Here is a 17329-nt window from a genome sequence, read left to right as displayed (position 1 = left end):
GTCAATAGCCTCCGTACTTGCGGCTGATGATCCACAGGAACACGGGCGCGCCAAGTCCCGCCGTCAAGATGCCGATGGGAAGCTCTTCGGGGCGGAAGGCGCTTCTCGCGAGCACATCGGCCCAGACGAGGACGATGCCGCCGAAAAGCGCCGTGAACCACAGCAGCACGCCGTGCTTCGGCTCGCCGAAGAAGCGCGCCGCATGTGGGATGATGAGTCCGATGAAGCCGATGATGCCCGAGAGCGCCACGACAACCGCCACGACGGCGGACGAAAAGAGCACGATGAGCCGCTGCAGGCGCATGACGGACATGCCGAGATGACGCGCTTCCTCCTTGCCGAGCAGGAGGATGTCAAGCTCATGGCGCAAGAGGTAGATGAAGAGCATGAGCGCCGCGAGCGACGCCGCCATGACAGGCACCGCCTTCCACTGGATGCCCGTGAGGCTGCCCATGAGCCAGAACATGGCGCTTCGCACCTGCGCCTCATCCTTCGCTCCGTAAATCGCGAGCATCGTCAGGGCGGAAAAGAGCGCCGAGATGCCCATTCCCATGAGAACGAGGCGCACGGGACTGCCGCTCCTCCCCGTCAGAAAGATCACGAGCGCCGTCGAAAGCGCCGCGCCGAAAAAGGCGCCGACGTAAATGCCATAGCCAAAAAGCTGCTGCGCCAGTCCCGAGACGATGCAGACGACGGCGCCTGTGCTCGCTCCCGCCGAAACGCCGAGAATATAGGGGTCAGCAAGATAATTCTGCGAGACCGTCTGCATCAAAAGCCCCGTGAGTCCCAAAGCGGCTCCGGCAAGCGCCGCAAAAAGGATGCGCGGCAGGCGAATGTCGAAAAGAATCATCGCATTCTTCGATGATTCTCCTGAAAGAGCCGCAGAGATCTCAGCGAAGAGCGTATCCGTCGGCAGTGTCACCGAGCCGAACCCCAACGCGAGCACAATGCTGCAAATGAGCACGAGAACCAAGAAAGCCGCACGCAGTCTCAATGATTTCATCGGTATCCTTTCGTGTTGCCAAGCATCGAAGACCTACCACTTGGCGGAACGCTCCGCTGTCCTCAACGGCGGAAGCGTATACGTTTCATTTCACTAAACCTAATCATACCTAAGAAGAATAGTATTGTCAATGCGAATGTGTCGACAGCACATACTTGCGCCCGCGCTTCTGCCCGACAGCTCGCAGCCTGCCGTCCTCTGTCAGTCGCTTGAGCAACACATAGGCATAATTGTCACTGACGCGCAGGAGATCGGCAGCTTCTCCTCGTGTAATGCTGCCCTGTGCCTGAACGTACCGCAGGATGAGTTCGGGCTGACGTACTTCTTCGATGCCGGCCTGGCGAACATAGGCAGCGGTTTCATTCGCTGCCGCATACATTTGAGCACTGAGCATGTAACTGCGGTTTTTTCCGCTTCCCTTCGCTTCTATCACTCCATTCTCAACCATACGTTCAAGGTTCGCACGGATGCGATGTTCGCTCAGATGTGTCATTTTCCCGAGATCGGCAAACGTCAGGCGGCGTTCCATCTGCAAGGCCGAAAGAATCAGCAGGGCATGGATTGATGGCAGATTCCCCGTACGCTGCTGCTCATCTTGGATGAGCTTCATGAAAGCCAGATTCGGCTTGGCACGCGCAATAAAAACCCGTACGTTGTTCTCCGTTGTCTCGGAGTAATCGGGCCACGGACGACCGTAGATGATGGAACCCGCAAATATGCGATCAATGCCGCGCCCCGTACGCTCGGCAAGCCCTATGCGTTTCATAGCATCGGCAAGCGCCGGATTCCTGCCGCGCGGCGCAGCGGAAATGAGATTGCGCAAAGATATTCCTTCAATAAAGCCGCCGGGGTTTTCGATGGTCAGACCTTCTTCTGTAATTTGCACGAGCGTCATGCCGAGCTGTGCATAATCACGATGACAAAAAGCATTGACAAGCGCTTCGCGAAAAGAGGCGGGAGAAAATTCGGGAATGGCTGTGCGAAACAGCCCCTGCTCGATATCTCGTTCCGGATTCCACGCCTTGAAATATTCTGCATATTTCTCAAAGACGGCAAGCAACGGCAAGCGTGTCTGCTCATTCAATCGAATGGCAGAACCCTCAAGAACTTGAAATGCAGTCTGTGCCGTAGGGATGAAACGTGCAAGGCTTTCTTCCTTGCCGAGGAGAAGCAGTCCGGCAATGGTCGGCAGCATTCTCCCCTCATGCTCAACGGTCAAACGCAGGGCTTCCAAGAGTTCTTGATCCGACAGCTCTAAAAGCTCCGCCTCTCCATGTCGCTGGGCGATAATATGGCGTAAGTGCAGGATCTGGGCGCTGCTTAAGTCAGCGAAGTCAGCATTCGGTACCATTTGCGCAGAAAAATCGAAAGCGCCTAATTCAGATAACCGTATAGGAATCTCAAATGGATAGAGTGGCACATTTTCCGGAGATCCATCCGCCTTCAAGCGACGGCGCAAAATTTTTCCGCTGCCGGTAGCCACGATGCTGCGGCTTTTTGGCACATCGATGCGCAGGACGGGAATGCCGTCCACCCTGACGATTTCCGTGCGCACGGAAACAGAAGGAACCGTATTGTTTGCCACAAAAGCCATGACGGGAAGCACATCCATATGCGCCCCGTGAAGTCCCGTGATTTCTCCGTCATCTTCTACGCCTAGATATAATATGCCGCCATCCGTATTGGCCAATCCAACGACGGCATCGAGCAGAATGCTGTTCGATAAGCATTTCTTGTCGCTTTTAAACTCGACGGACAGACTCTCTTTCGCAGGAATCTTACACATGGGATCACCTCTTTATGGTTATTATATCAAAAATAACGATACTGTGGTTATTTTTTATCGCAGATAACCACAATATCGTTATTTGCAATGACCGCTTCCTTGACGAGCAAGCTATATCCGCGCTCCCGCAAAACCAAAGCCTCATCTATAACACAAAAAAAGAATCGGCAAACAGCCGATTCCTCACTTGTCGAGATGGTGGAGACGAAGGGGATTGAACCCTCGACCTCTCGGATGCGAACCGAACGCTCTCCCAGCTGAGCTACGTCCCCATGTCGTACTACGCAAGTATACTGCATATCGAAAGAAAATGCAAGAAAAAAATCATATTTTCCCAATATACCCAAGAAGGAAGAATATATTTCCCGATGAAGCAGGAGAATTTCATTAGAAGTCGAAGAAGGTGTAGAGCTGAAGGACTATATTTGAGCGCAGAGATGCGACAGGAATCGCAGCTCTGCAGGAAAGGACGTGAAACCATGAGTCTGACAAGAAAATGTCTGCTCTTTCTCCTGACCGTCTTGGGGTGTCTCCTCTTGGCGGGCTGCGGCTCTTCCGGTATCGGGGGATCGGGCAAGGTGATCTACGCGAACCACAACGATGCCGACGCCTTCGCCATGCAGCTCAAGAACACTTTTGCCGAGAAGGCGAAATCGGCAGGGCTTGATGTGGAATTCCTCGACGCCAAGGGCGACAGCAATCTGCAGATCGACCAGCTGAACGAGGCGATCAGCAACAAGGCGGCCGCCATCGTGCTCCTCGCGATGGACGGAACGAGCATCGTGCCTACGGTCGAGAAGGCGCGCGAGGCAGGAATCCCCGTCGTCATCATGAACCGCGACGTGAACGATCCGAAAGTGATCGGCTCGCTCTCCGACGACCGCGAGGCCGGCCGGATGCAGGGCGAGTTCATGGCAAGCCATCTGCCGCCGAACGCCAAGGTCGTCTACCTGATGGGCGAAAGTTCCCTGGGCGTCGCCGTCAAGCGTTGGGAAGGCTTCAAGGAAGCGTGCCTCGACAAGCGTCCCGACGTCAAGCTCCTCGCTTCCGTCGACGGAAGCTGGAGCAAGGCGGAAGGAATGAAGGCCATGACGCTCTGGCTGAGCTTCTTCCCCGAGATCAACGGCGTCGTCGCGGCAAACGATGAGATGGCCTTGGGCGCTATCCAGGCCTTGAAAGCGGCAAACCGTCTCAACGGCTGCCTCGTGACGGGCGTCGACGCTACGCCTGCAGGCCTCGCAGCGGTCGAAGCGGGCGAGCTTTCGCAGACGGTCAAGCAGGACGCCGAAGGACAGGCGGCGGGCGCGGTCACGCTCGTCCAAGGCTTCCTAAGCGGCAAGGCGCCGACCGAAAGCCTTGACATTCCGTTCACGTCCATCACGCGCGAAAATGTCGCGCAGTTCGTGAAGTAAGGGGGGGCTGGGAAATATGAGCAATTTTACTTTGGGCAGCGAGATCCTGAAGGATTACAGCGTAAAGACGAAGGTTGCGATCCTTTCCGTCTTCCTCCTCCTCACCGTGGCACTCGTCGCCGTCGTCGGCATCTATTCGAGCCATTCGGCAAAGCAGGCGCTCGACGAGATGTATCACCACAACTTGATGACGACGCAGTATCTAAACGACGCGAACAACCGACTGCGCAGCATCAACGTCAATGTTTCTTACATCGTGCAGCAGAATTTCACGCAGGAGAATCGTCAGATCCTCCTCGATGACATCGCGGGCAACCTCGCGGGCATCCGGCACGACGTGGAAGAAATCCAGAAGATGAAGCAGAGCGATCGCACAAAGGAAGCGCTCTCCGCACTTGACAAGGATCTCGATGCGGCAGACGCCGCGGTCAAGGCTGTCGGCACACTCGGCACAGCGCCCGAGGACAAGGCGGAAGCGTACAATCAGCTCTCCTCCTTGACGGCGATCGGCGCCAACATGCAGGTTCTGACGCCAGACAACGTGTTCCAGGGCAAGCAGCTCTTCGAGGCGAACAACATCCAGTATGCACGCACGCTGAAGATCTTCGCCGCGATCATCCTCATCAGCCTGATTCTCGGCATCGTCATGTCGCGCATCATCGCGGACAACATCTCGGCGCCCTTGAATACGTCGATCGACCACCTCAATGCCGTCGCGACGGGCGACTTGGACCGCGAGATTCCAGCCGCGCTGTCGAACCGCGCCGATGAGATCGGCGTCGTCGTCAAGGCGCTGATGAAGATGCAGGGCTTCATGAAGCAGGTGCACGAGGAAGCCGAAAAGACGGATGCCGTCGTCGGTGAACTCGAAGCGATGATCAACGCGATGAACAACGAGACGCAGGACATGTCCGCCGTGACGGAGGAGATGTCTGCGGGCATGGAAGAGACGGCGGCCTCGACGGCGAGCATGCAGCAGGTCAGCGGTCACCTGAGTGAAGAGATCCAGCACACCGTGCAGGAAATGAAGAAGAGCGAGGCGTACACGCGCGAGATTGCCGTGCGCGCGACCGAGCTGAAAGCGAAGATGGAGCAGTCGCAGGAAGCCTCGAACCGCGTCTACGCCTCGACGAAGACCTCCGTAGAGAACGCCATCGAAGCCGCGAAGGTCGTGCAGGAGATCGAGACGCTCACACAGGCCATCACAGACGTCGCCGAGCAGACGAACCTCCTCGCGCTGAATGCGAGCATCGAAGCCGCGCGCGCCGGCGAGCAGGGACGCGGCTTCGCCGTCGTCGCCGGCGAAGTCGGCAAACTGGCCGAGCAGTCACAGGAAACAGCGGAGAGAATCAAGAACCTCACCGGCCAGGTCATGGGAGCGATGGAGGCCCTATCAAAAGGCGCCTTCGACCTCCTGCACTTCATCGATGAAGACATCCGCAAGGACTATGAACAGATGGACGAGACCGCCGTGCAGTACAAGGAAGACGCAGAATTCTTCCACAGGACGGCCAAGGGCAGCACGAAAAGCTCCGAAGAGCTCCTCTCCTCCGTGCGCAACATGAACCAGTCGATGGACGAGATCGGACGTGCAACGCACGAGAGCGCCGACGGCAACACGCGCATCGCCGAAAACATCGTCGGCATGGCGGAACGGTACGCCGACATCCTCGAAAAGGTACAGGGATTCAAGGAAGGCACGGAACGCCTCAAGAATCTCGTGACGGCGTTCTCCAAGTGATTTCTGAATCTGCAGGCAAAAAACCGCTCGTTCAAAATCTCCACTTCGTTTCTCCTCAAAAGAACAGCAAGCAAAAAGACTGCCGCGCGCCGAAGCGCGGCAGTCTTTTTGTGCGTGTAGTTCGCTTGCGCGAGAAGGAATCTGCGGCATCTGCCGCGAGGTTGGCGAACCTTCTCAGAGCGCCTTGGCGACGGCTTCGCCGAGATCCTCGCAGGCCTTCACGCCGTCGTCATCGGGCGCATTCTCGACGATCACGCCGTCGGAGACGAGTTTGGCGCCGGCAGCTTTCGTGCGCTCCGCCCAAGCCTCCATCCAGGCGCCAGCGCCCCAACCGTACGAGCCGAAGAGGCCGACAGGAACGCCCGAGAGCTTCTTTTCCGCTTCCGTGAAGAACGGCTCAAACTCGTCCTCTTCCAAGACCTCGTCGCCCATGGCGGGGCAGCCGAAGAGGAAACCGTTGTAGTCGGCCATCTTGTCCGCGCTGAAATCGCTGACCGTGAAGAGCTCCGCCTCTGCGCCGCCCTTTTTCGCGCCCTCAAGGACGGCTTTCGCCATCTCTTCCGTGTTGCCCGTGCCGCTCCAATATACAACCGCTACTTTTCCCATGTCAAAGACCTCCTGATGATTTTTTCTTGCTGCAAAGAACCGCTGACCATCCCTGCGCGCTAGACCGCTTCCAAAAGCTCCGCCATCGGCGTGCCGCGCCCCAGACGCGCACAAAGACGCTCCGTGCAGTCCGTATATCGCTGGAAGAGAGCGCGCGTCTCCTCCTCGTTCGCGTAGACCTTCCAATAGCCCGCGCAAGCGAAATCGCGCCCCTTGTTCTCGATGAAGCCCTCCACGTCCTCCGCCGGATAGCCGAGGAAGAGGCCGACCTCATGTGGGAAACTCTTCTGGAGTTGGATGCGCATGGAAAGATACTCCAAATGCGCTTCGATCGCATCACCTGCACGATAGCCGAATCGCGCCAGAAGCGCGAGCACCGCCGGCTGCTCCAAGATCCGTTCGAGGAGCTTCCTGCGGTAGAATAGCATGAGGACATACTCCTCGCCCTCCGTCAAGCGGACGGGCGTGATGCCTTTGCACTCGAAGCATGTCGCATACGATTCAAGAAGCGCATCGAAATCCTCGAAGCGGCTCTTCTGGAAAGAAACAAGGCTCGCAGGCTTGATCCCCGCGAACGTCGGCGCACAGTGGAAGCAGAGCATACGCTCGAAACCATCCTTACCCAAAATCATCACCTCCAGCAATGTATGTATAGGATAGCATATACGGTAATGATTTTCAATATAAAAATAAAAGTTTTTTGCCCAAGGCGATCGACAAGCATCCCACCCTTTCCGGCGCATACGAAAAGAGCGGCTCTGCACCATCCTTCCACGATGCAGAACCGCTCTCCGGGCATCCCTATGACGCCGCCTCGCGCCAGAAAGGCACGGAAAGACTCAAAGCGACTTCGCCAGCGCTTCGCCAAGCTCCTCGCACGCCTTGATCCCGTCGTCGTCGGGCGCGTTCTCGACGGCGAGTCCATCGCTTACGAGCTTCGCGCCCGCCGTGCGCACGCGCTCCGCCCACGATTCCATGAAGGCGCCGCCGCCCCAGCCATACGAGCCGAAGAGTCCGACCGGCACGCCCGAGAGCTTCGACTCCGCTTCAGCGAAGAACGGCTCGACATAGTCCTCCTGCAGCTCCTCCGAACCCGTCGCCGGGCAGCCGAAGAGGAAGCCGTCATAGCCCGCCAGATCGGCGACCTTGAAATCCTCGAAGCGCTTGAGCTCCGCATCCGCACCGCCCTTCTTCGCGCCCTCCAGGACAGCCTTCGCCATCTCTTCCGTATTGCCGCTGCCGCTCCAATATACTACCGCAACTTTTTTCATGAAAAAACCTCCCATGTTCTCTTTATCAAAGATTTTACAAATAATCATTCTCATATCAATATAGCATTTTTATCTGCTATCGTCAACTTCGCCCAACCCTTTTAGATTTATATATAGGAGTTTCGGTGTCATTCATATACATATATAGTCAGAAAAAGAACTGCGTATCCAGCAAGATAAAAGCCCCGAAGCCATCGCGTGATGGCTTCGGGGCTTTTGCTTTCTGAGCGTCTCAATCCTGCGTCTCGTCCTTTTCCACATGCTCTTTCCAGCTGCCGCTCTCGGCGCTCGGATCAGCTACAGCTTCCGCCACATAGGCGCTGACGGCGTCGAAGTTCCTGCGCACGCCCGATTTCGTGTTGCGGTAAGTCACAGCGTTCTTCTGGTTGACGCCGATGCTCGCCGCTTCCTTCTCCGCGTCGATGTTCGCGCCGAGGTAGATGAAATCCCAGCCCGCCTTCTCCTGCTTGTCGGAAATCATCTGTTTGACCTTCTCGCGCGTGAACTCCTCGCTGGCGTTCTCCAGGCCATCCGTGATGATGACGAAGACGACCTTCGTATCCTCGTTCTCGATGCCCTCCGTGCGTGCGACCTTGAGGATCGTCGAGCCTACGGCGTCCAAAAGCGCTGTCGTGCCGCCGACCTCGTACTCCTTATCCGTCAGCGGCTTGATGCGCCGGATATCTTCGCGGTTATAGATCGTATCGATCTTGTCGTTGAAGAGCACCGTCGTGACATTGACCTTCGCATCGAGCTTCTTCTCCTTCTCGATCATCGAATTGAAGCCGCCGATCGTATCCGACTCCAGCCCCGACATCGAGCCGCTCTTGTCGAGCACCATCACGAGTTCCACGCGCGCGGGCTTCTCCTTGGCCGCCGCTTCAGCGGGTACGGCAGCTCCCAAGAATGCACAGAGTGCAAGCGCGAGAAAGGAAAGCGTCCACTTTTTCCACATGTTCAAAACCTCCTCTTTTCCTATAGTCTCTACTGTTCTTATTATAGCGCATTTTTCTTTGCGGCGGTACTGGTAAGTATGACAGGATGATGAAAATTCGAGAAGGCAACCAGCCGTACGTCGGGGGCTTCTTCCGCGATGTGTTCGAATGTATGACGGCCGGTGTAAGGTTATGCGGCGGATTTATCGACGCAGAGAGGGCGAAAAAGATGCACCCAGATGGCGGTACTGCATGTATCAACGCCTCCTTGATTCTTGCGCACACCCAGGACACAAAAAAGACGTGCCGTACAGAACCATAAGCCTTTGTACAACACGCCCTTTGATACCGTTTTGCAGAGCCGCCTTGCTTTCGACGTAGGGGGATACTCAGAATTTCCAATCCATACGGGCACTGCCCATCCAGCCGCTCCGATGACCCTGCCAGCCGGACAGGTTGACCTCGCAGGTGACACGCCCGTGCTTTGGCGTACTGCGCCAGCCGAGTTCCATGAAAACGCTCGCGCCGGTTGCACTGGAGGCAGGCATATCGTAGCTCTGGAAGTGTGCCGTCGCACCACCCGCCATCTCATATTCAAGCGCGAGCCCCGCATACAGTGCAGAGGCGGAGCCAAAGCGCGTGTAGCGTGCCCCTGCACGCAGGCGATGTGAGTCCGTCGCGTGGAAGTCGTACGTCTCCCCCGTATTCAACCGCGCGGATACGCCATTCGTATGCGACCAGAAGTATCGTGCATAGCAGTCGAGCTGCGCCGCACTGCCCACCGGCCGCGTCTTGCCGACACCGAGCTGCACCGCCCAGTACGGCGCGGTATAGCGATAGGTGGTGAGCTGTGAGGCGTAGACTTGCCCGTGATAGTTTGCCTTGGTGCTGCCGCCGTGCAGGACTGCCTCCATCCACACGCCGTTCGTGCGATCCATCCGCGCCAGAACTCCCGCGCCGAGATAGCTGAGATCCCCGCTGCCATGCGTACCGTCGCCCATGTAGCTGTCATATTTCCCCGTTGCATACTCAACGAAAGGGCTGAACAGGAGTTCTCCGCCCTTTCGTGCAAAGATGCGGGAGACACCGACCGCCATGTTGGACGCATGCAGGTCGATATCCGAGTCGGTCTTCGTGCGCATACTGCTCTTTTGCACGTCGGCCCAGATTCCATACTGCCGCCTGCGCTCGCGATCGTCATCCGCAGCCCCCATGCCGGCGGAGGCGAGGAGATCTGCACCGCGGTTAATCAGCTCGTTCGTCGCTGTGCGCGTCTCGATGAGGGAGCGCGTACGCGGGTTGACGGTACTCGCCCGCAGCGTGGCAACCAGTTCCTCGTTGCCGCGCCGCCAGACATCGAAGGCATAGCTGACGGAGACACCGTGCATGGTCTCAGCTTCTCGCGCCATTCCATTGATGTTAAGCGTCCCGCCCGGCGCGACGCGCAGCAGGCTGACGGTGTCGCCAGGACGCAGGACGAGCGCGTGCCCCTTCACGCCGACACCGACGGAGACCCCCGAGAGGCTCTGCGTCATCGTACGGAGCTGCAAGCGCGTCGGGCTGGCGGGGCTCGCCATCGGATCGAGGTAAAAGTCCAGATGCTGCACATAGATGAGCTTCTCCGCCTTTGCCGTTCCAACGCCATGGATCGCGAGAAGGTTGTTGTTCTCACGGTTGCCGTCGGAGAAGCCGCCAAAGATCATACCGTCCACCTCCGCGCCGTTCTTGAGGTTGACGATGTTCTTCGACCCGCGTGCCCCGTAGCCGCCGTAGACGTTACCCTGCATGATGTGAACGCCGTCGAGCGTGACGACGTTCCCCTCGGCGCTGCCGAGCAGACTGCGTCCGCCATAGACGTCGCCGCGCACCGAGCCACCCGTGATCGCGACACTGTTGTTGTTCGCGGAGCCGATGCCGGAAAAACCGCCGATTACAGCCCCACGAATGTCGCCCCCGGAGATGGCAACGCGGTTGCCATCGGTCTGCCGACCGCTGCCGCCATAGACGACGCGAAGCGTTCCGCCGGTGATCTCGACAGTATTGCGAAGAGCCTTGCCCCGCAGTGAGACACCACCGACTGCGGTACGAACGGTACCGCCCGAGACGACGAGCTGGTTGTCCTCCGCATTTCCTCCGTGTCCACCAGCCTCCTGCGGGGCGACGCCGCCGCCCGCAGTGTTCGCCCAACCGCCGGAGATGTGCACGGTATTGTGCCGTACATTTCCACTCTTGCGCACGCGCCCGCCATAGATCCCCTTCTCGGCGCGTCCACCGCTCATCTCCACAGTGTTCCACTCCGCGTCGCCAACGCGCAGGCCGTTCGTCCCCGTGACATTCCCACCGTAGATCTCATCCGTCACAGTGCCGCCCCGCATGATGACCGTGTTGTGATGTGTTCGGCCGGACAGTGCCGCCCCGTTCAGATGTCCGCCGGAGACACGCCCCGTCAGATGTGCGCCGGGCAGGATGACGAGGCGGTTGCCGTAGGTGTCGCCCCCGCCCTCCGTGTATCCTGCCGCGATATAGCCTTGATTCAGTACGTGCGGAGGGTGGTGCGTACTGTCAACAGTCAGCGTGTTGCCGTAGACGTTGCCGCTATCGCTCTCAGAGCCGATGTATCCCGCTGCACGCGGATTCGTATCCGGCCCTGACCAGTCGCGTGAGGATACGATGTCATGTCCCGTAACATCCGCCGCAGCAACGTACTGCGGAAACAACGCTGCACCCGCTGAAACGGCGAGCCCAATCATCAGCGCTAAACTTCGTCCTTCCCTTTTCCCCATGTAAAATCGTTTCTCCTTTCTCTGTGAAGAGGTCGCTGATAAAATCTATCCATATCCCACGCTCTTTGTCATATCGTTATAGTTCTTACATCCTATCAAAAGACAAGCCAGATGCACAGATATTTTGCTATATGGAGGATTTGCCGAAAATCAAAAGGTGAAAACGATGCGCTAGGATGGAGGCTGTGAATTTATAGCTGATCCTTTAGTCCTATTTCTTGTAGTATAGTAGACTTCTTATCTTTTGTCAACAGAAAAATCCCCCTGCACTAGGCCAAAAGGGGGATTTTTAAAATAAATTGACGAAAAAAGTTTCATTTTGGAAACCGTTCAGTTAAACTTTAGTTGAGAGCCAAAAGCAACTGAAAGGGAAACCATTAAACTTGCAATCTTCCGTTTGCGCGTGTAGTTTATTCTATCGCAATCCCTGGGTAAAAGGCTTTTGCCATCATCTTTATGCCGTCGACGGTATGGCAGAGCGGGCCGTAGGTATAGCTGAGCGGGATGCTGTAGATACGATGGTTTTGCACGCATTTCGTATGCTGCAGGCCTGGATGCTCATAGATCTGCTGCAGGCAGACACCGTACTCGGCGTGGCTGCAGATGACCATCAGTACGTCGGGATCTTCCTTCGCGATGTGCTCAAATGTGATGACGGCAGGTGTCTCGATCGCTTCGGCACCGATCTGTTCCGCCATGTTGCCCGCGAGCTTGCTTTTGTCGTACGAAACGAACGTGCTCATAAGCTCGATCAGCATGACGCGCGGCTTGGGATATCCTTGTGCTTTTTCGTTGATTTCATCAATACAGTCGTAGGTTTCTTGCACGATGTGCTCGGCGGCGGATTCTGCGTGGAAAATACGTCCGTAGTCTCGGATGCTTTCCATCTCCTGTGCCACAGTTTCCTTGATGTAGTGTCGCCTCGGCTGTGAGCTGCTCAGATTGACAAGCGTTTTTACGCCGTGTGCGTTCCAGTAGTCTGTGCTGCCCAAACTGTTCCGCGTAAAGCAGTATTGATTCCCGATGATGAGATCGGGGCGTGCCTGCATGACATATTCCATATGAAGCTGTTGATTCATGGCGCGTGGCAGGGTTTCTAAAATGCGGGCATTCTCCTCCTTCATAGGGAAAGGGCCGTCGTTGTTTGCTGCAGCCAGAAGGATCGAGGAAGCCGCGCCAAGCTCGATCAACGTCTCCGTCTCATTGTCGCCGACGACGAGGACGCGCTTGGGGACTTCGGTGAATACCTGCACATTCTTCCCTTGTACGAAGTAATTGTCGATGCGCAAGTTCTCCACGCGCACAGGAACGCCCTCCGTTGGAGCGCTTTCTTCCCCTGCAAAGGAGCAGCCGAGGAAGAAAGCGCAGACTGCGTTCAGGATGACAGCATACCATGATGTTTTCTTCATGAGTCAGACGCGCTTTCTCTTCAATAGAAGATGCAGAAAAATCGGGCTGCCGAGCAGGCTGACGATGATGCCGATCGGCATATCGCCGTTCTCCAACGCCAAGTGGCTGAAAACATCTGCCCACGCGAGGAAGCCTGCGCCCAAGGCGACGCATACCGGCAAAAGCCGCTCATAGCTGCTGCCCACGAGCAATCGCGCGATGTGAGGCACTGCCAGGCCGACGAAGCCGATGATTCCGGCGTTGTAGACGACCATGGCCACCGCCATGGCGCATAGGAAGATATACCGGCTGCGGCTCTTCTCCAAGCGATAGCCAAGCGTGCTCGCTTCGATATCGCCGAGGAGCATCAGATTCAGTATGCGTGTACGTAACAGGAAAAAGAGGATGATCGGCAAGGCAATGCTGGCGAGATAGAGGTTCTTTTCCCAGCCGCTGCGCTCCAGACTGCCGAGCAGCCAATAGGAGATGTTCGCCACCGTGCGCGAATTGGGTGCAAGAGAGATGATGAGGCTGATGGCGGCACTGCAAACGGCATGGATGCCCAGTCCTGCAATCAAGGTCATGAAGGACTTTCCCTCTCCATAGCGGTGTGTGAGCCACAGCACGAGGAAGGTCGAGAGTCCCGCGCCGATGAAGGCTCCCAGCGGTACGGCGGAGAATCCCGCAAGCACCGTGATGTTTGCGCTCATCATCAGGACAGCGCCCAGTGCTGCACCAGAAGAGATGCCCAAGAAATACGGATCCGCCAGCGGATTGCGAAAGAGCGCTTGCATGACGGCGCCTGTGACGGCGAGCGTACCACCTGCCAAAAGAGCTAGGACAAAACGCGGTGCGCGCATGTACGCCAAGACATCTGCATGAATGGGGGCGATCTGTGGATTCGTCGGATCGACGAGAAACAGCACAACCTCATGGAAGTCCACGTTGACGATGCCGCGCGTCATGGCCGCCAATGGCAGGAGAAGAAGCATGGCAGCAAGCGTTGCATACAATATGATGTTTTCGTTTTGTTCTTTCATAGAGGAGGCCATCCTATACGGTAGTCGTTCACAGTCCCCACGCAGTTCAGATTCACTCGTCTTACATGAAGACGTTATATCTCTGCCGGAATACGAGATAGATGAAGAGCGGTGCGCCGACGAGCGCAAACATCACGCCCAAGGGGATTTCCACGCCGGGAATCGGAATGAGCGAGCGTGAAAGGAGATCCAGAAGGACGGCGGTCATGCCGCCGAGCATGACCGCTGCGGGCAGCAGTACGCGATGGTCGGCGCCCAAAAGGCTGCGTACGATATGCGGAAGTACGAGGCCGATGAAGCCAATCATGCCTGCGTTGTAGACGATGAGGCCGACCAAAAGGCCGTTGCAGAGCAAGTACTTCGTCAAGTGATCCTTGGCATTGACGCCCAAGGTGATCGCCGTGTCGCGTCCCAAGAGGAGGATGTTCAGTACGCGGCTCTGCGTCATGAAATAAAGGAATATCGCGACGACGACGACGCATAAGACGAGCGCCTGAATCAAGGAGGCGTTTGCCACGCTGCCCATGAGCCAGAAGGTTATGGACTCCATGCCCTCCGTGTCGCTGGCCTTGTAGACGAGAAAGCCTGCGAGCGATGAGAAGACGAGTCCCATCGCCAAGCCTCCCAGGAGAAGATTGGACAAATCGCCATTTTCTCGACGGGCAAAGCCGATGACGAGGACGGAGACAAAAAGCGCACCGGCAAATGAGCACGCACCGATGCCGATTGCACCGAACAGAGAGCCCAGTCCGAGGAAGAGGCCCGCCGCCGTGCCGAAATACGCACCTGAAGATACGCCCAAGATATAAGGATCAGCCAACGGATTCTGCACGATCGCCTGCATGATGACGCCTGACAAGGTCAGTCCCATGCCTACGCAAAGTGCGAGGAGCACACGCGGCAGACGAAGCTCATAGAGGATGCTCGCGGTGAGTGCATCGTCGGCATTTCCTGTGAGCATCCCCAAAATGGCAGACATGGAAATATCCGTAAGTCCGGACGAGACCCCCCACCATACGACGAGCAATTGCAGCGGCAGGCACAGCAGAAGAAGCTGCATCGTCCCCATCGTCTTGAGCTTTTCCAGCATCATGGCCTCATCCCTCCATCAGCCTTCAAAACCGCACAACGAAGACAGGCAAACGCAGAAGTCCGTTTGCCTGTCCTACTATCAGATTTCGAAATTCGCTGCGAACGACACCGAGCGCGGCGCACTCAATTGCAAGCTATCCGCTCCCGCGACGGGAATCCAGTAGTCCTTGCCGGTCACGTTGTAGCACATCAAAGTCAGCGTGACGGGGGTCGTTCCCATCTTCGTTTCATAAGAAGCGCCGAGATCGACCTTCCAGGAAGCGGGCACGCTGAGAGTCTCGTTCTTGATGTCGGCTCTTCCGAGATACGAAACTCGGCCGATCAAAGACCATGCCGGATCGACATGATAAACGGCGCCGATCGTACCGGAGAATTTCGACGTACCGCCGACGGCTTTGCCGTCGTTCGCGCCGTCCTTCGTTTTTGACTGCTTGGCGTCGAGATACATCATGCCGCCGACCAGATCGAGGCGCTTGCTGATCTTCCCTGTGAACGCCCATTCAAATCCTGTGTTTTCCTGCTCGCCATCGTTGAGACGATACTTTCCGTCGGGACGCATGACGTCGATCGTATTCGCTTTGCGAATCTTGAAGAGGCTCAGCGTGTTGACGAAATCTCCCTTCTTGATCTTCACGCCGAGTTCATCCTGTTTCGTCTTTGCAGGCGGCAAGACTTCGCCCTTGTTTTTGTAAGAAGCGCCAGAGACGAGCGTCCCGGCGTTGAATGACTCACTGTGGCTGACGTAACCCATGATTTCCGGTGTGAATTTGTAGCTCAAGGCGAATGTCGGGCACGTCGCGTCGGAATCCTGGCGCTTCTGACCGACTCTCGTATAGCTCGATTTATGCCCGTGCAGACCCAGCGTAAGCTGCAGGCGATCATCCATGAACTTCATCGTATCTACGAGATGATAGCCTGTCATCTGCTGCTTGAACTGCAGCGGCGGCTGATAATCGGGCAGTGGCACGCTTGCCCACGAATTGTTGCGGTAGAGATTGCCTGTGCCGCTCCAAAGATCGCCGCCGCCCGAGAAACGGTTGACCCAATTCTTGTCGAAGCCGATGATGTATTCGTGCTTGACATCTCCTGTCTGAAAATCGCCGCGCAGGCCTGTGCCGAAATAGATACGCGTATGACCGAGCGGCCAATATTCGGCATTGATCGTGAAATCACCATCGTTCGAGGTCAGTTTAGGCGTGCCTTCATAGTACTTGTCATAATCGAACTTATGGTGTCCGAAATTGATATATGCCGTTACATGATCGTTGAGCTTTTGCTCATGGTTGAGGATGATCCATGTGTCCTTGTATGTATGGTAGAGCCAAGACGGCGTGTAGCTCTTCCTTGCATCGGGCGCCTTGGGCAGTACTGTCAGATTGCCCACACTGAAGCCGTCACCGCCGCCCTCGTACTTGATGCGGCTATATCCGAGCATCAAGTTCGTCGTTGAGCGTTTTCCCTGATGATCGAAGTTCACGAAGATGTTGTTCTGTTTGAGATTCTTATCCTCCTGCACCGTTTCGCCGCCGATGTGGTTGGCCGCGACGCGCAGGCCAAATGCCTTGTCTGCACCAAAGCGCCGGCCGATATCAACACCTTGCTCGAACGATCTGCCGCCGTTGTAGGAGAGGCGTACATCCGTATTGTCCTTGGTCTGCGCCCTCTTCGACTGGAAGTTGATCGAGCCGCCGATCGTATCGGAGATGTTCGTCCCGTTGACGCCGAGATTGGGCCCTGCGACTACAGTGGCGTTTTCAATCCAGTAGTAAGGCAGGTTGCCTGAACTCATCGCACCAGGAATGCCGTTGATGTACATGGAATAACCGTTTTGCTGGAAGCCGCGAATCGTCACGGAATGAACGCTCTTGCTCGAAGACGCACGCACGGAAGGGACGAGCGAGAGCGTGTCCATCACGCCGCTCTGCGGTGTGGAAAATGTCTCGATCGCTTTCTGGCTGACGGTCGTGACACTGAAGGGCAGTTCCAAGGAATCCTTCTCTCCTAGAATGCCCGTCGTACTCTTCCTCTCGATCATGCCGCCGCGGAAGGTCTTGCGATCTCCTAGAACTGTGAGATCGGGCAGATGATATTCGCTGTCGGCGTTTTCTTGCGCTGTACGCTGTGAATCTTCTGCTTCGACTGGCGTTTTTGCCGCTTCCTCCGCGAAGGCGTCATGCGCTGCGCCGAAGGAACATCCCATCATCAAGGCTGTCAATAAGAGTCGTTTGCTTGCTTTTTTCACGGTGAATCCATGCTCCTCTCCCCATCGCT

The 17329-nt window shown here is 56.6% G+C and carries 13 protein-coding genes and 1 tRNA gene; 2 read left to right on the top strand and 12 right to left on the bottom strand.

What is annotated here, in order from left to right:
• Position 1: 1 nt before the first annotated feature.
• The 3 genes from QZ177_RS07505 to QZ177_RS07495 form a co-directional block, all read right to left on the bottom strand.
• Positions 2-1003, bottom strand: coding sequence for an iron ABC transporter permease (locus tag QZ177_RS07505; protein WP_294176489.1), 1002 nt, complete (start codon positions 1001-1003; stop codon positions 2-4).
• A 127-nt stretch (positions 1004-1130) separates the two neighbouring features.
• The gene (locus QZ177_RS07500; RefSeq protein ID WP_265070547.1) at positions 1131-2789 is read right to left on the bottom strand and encodes an RNA-binding domain-containing protein; all 1659 of its coding nucleotides are present in this window, start codon (positions 2787-2789) and stop codon (positions 1131-1133) included.
• Between the two features lie 196 nt (positions 2790-2985).
• Positions 2986-3061, bottom strand: a tRNA-Ala gene (locus tag QZ177_RS07495).
• A 207-nt stretch (positions 3062-3268) separates the two neighbouring features.
• Here QZ177_RS07495 and QZ177_RS07490 point away from each other — a divergent pair.
• Positions 3269-4201: a sugar ABC transporter substrate-binding protein gene (locus QZ177_RS07490; protein WP_294176486.1), complete on the top strand. Its 933-nt coding sequence runs from the start codon at positions 3269-3271 to the stop codon at positions 4199-4201.
• Positions 4202-4217: 16 nt separating this feature from the next.
• Entirely contained in the window at positions 4218-5942 is a 1725-nt protein-coding gene (locus QZ177_RS07485) for a methyl-accepting chemotaxis protein (protein WP_294176484.1), read from the top strand.
• Between the two features lie 174 nt (positions 5943-6116).
• Here QZ177_RS07485 and QZ177_RS07480 read toward each other — a convergent pair whose 3' ends face one another.
• The 9 genes from QZ177_RS07480 to QZ177_RS07440 all read right to left on the bottom strand — a co-directional run bounded on the left by QZ177_RS07480 (position 6117) and on the right by QZ177_RS07440 (position 17300).
• On the bottom strand, positions 6117-6548 hold the full coding sequence (locus QZ177_RS07480; protein ID WP_294176483.1) for a flavodoxin: 432 nt from the start codon (positions 6546-6548) through the stop codon (positions 6117-6119).
• A 59-nt stretch (positions 6549-6607) separates the two neighbouring features.
• On the bottom strand, positions 6608-7180 hold the full coding sequence (locus QZ177_RS07475; RefSeq protein WP_037369876.1) for a DUF3793 family protein: 573 nt from the start codon (positions 7178-7180) through the stop codon (positions 6608-6610).
• 207 nt (positions 7181-7387) lie between these two features.
• Positions 7388-7819, bottom strand: coding sequence for a flavodoxin (locus tag QZ177_RS07470; protein WP_294176481.1), 432 nt, complete (start codon positions 7817-7819; stop codon positions 7388-7390).
• 232 nt (positions 7820-8051) lie between these two features.
• The gene (locus tag QZ177_RS07465; RefSeq protein WP_294176479.1) at positions 8052-8774 is read right to left on the bottom strand and encodes a vWA domain-containing protein; all 723 of its coding nucleotides are present in this window, start codon (positions 8772-8774) and stop codon (positions 8052-8054) included.
• A 369-nt stretch (positions 8775-9143) separates the two neighbouring features.
• Complete coding sequence (locus QZ177_RS07460; protein ID WP_294176475.1) at positions 9144-11537, bottom strand: hypothetical protein; 2394 nt, start codon at positions 11535-11537, stop codon at positions 9144-9146.
• 410 nt (positions 11538-11947) lie between these two features.
• Complete coding sequence (locus tag QZ177_RS07455; protein WP_294176473.1) at positions 11948-12946, bottom strand: ABC transporter substrate-binding protein; 999 nt, start codon at positions 12944-12946, stop codon at positions 11948-11950.
• 3 nt (positions 12947-12949) lie between these two features.
• Positions 12950-13966, bottom strand: a complete 1017-nt coding sequence (locus QZ177_RS07450) for an iron ABC transporter permease (RefSeq protein ID WP_294176471.1) — start codon at positions 13964-13966, stop codon at positions 12950-12952.
• Between the two features lie 61 nt (positions 13967-14027).
• A complete protein-coding gene (locus QZ177_RS07445) occupies positions 14028-15059 on the bottom strand; it encodes an iron ABC transporter permease (RefSeq protein ID WP_294176468.1) in 1032 nt (343 codons plus the stop codon).
• Between the two features lie 78 nt (positions 15060-15137).
• On the bottom strand, positions 15138-17300 hold the full coding sequence (locus QZ177_RS07440; RefSeq protein ID WP_294176466.1) for a TonB-dependent siderophore receptor: 2163 nt from the start codon (positions 17298-17300) through the stop codon (positions 15138-15140).
• Between the last annotated feature and the right edge of the window lie 29 nt (positions 17301-17329).

It is taken from the genome of uncultured Selenomonas sp. (assembly GCA_905372355.1).
In the GTDB taxonomy this organism is placed as follows: domain Bacteria; phylum Bacillota; class Negativicutes; order Selenomonadales; family Selenomonadaceae; genus Selenomonas.
The sequence above is the reverse complement of the archived record's forward strand: the minus strand, read 5'-3'. Positions and strand labels throughout refer to the sequence as shown.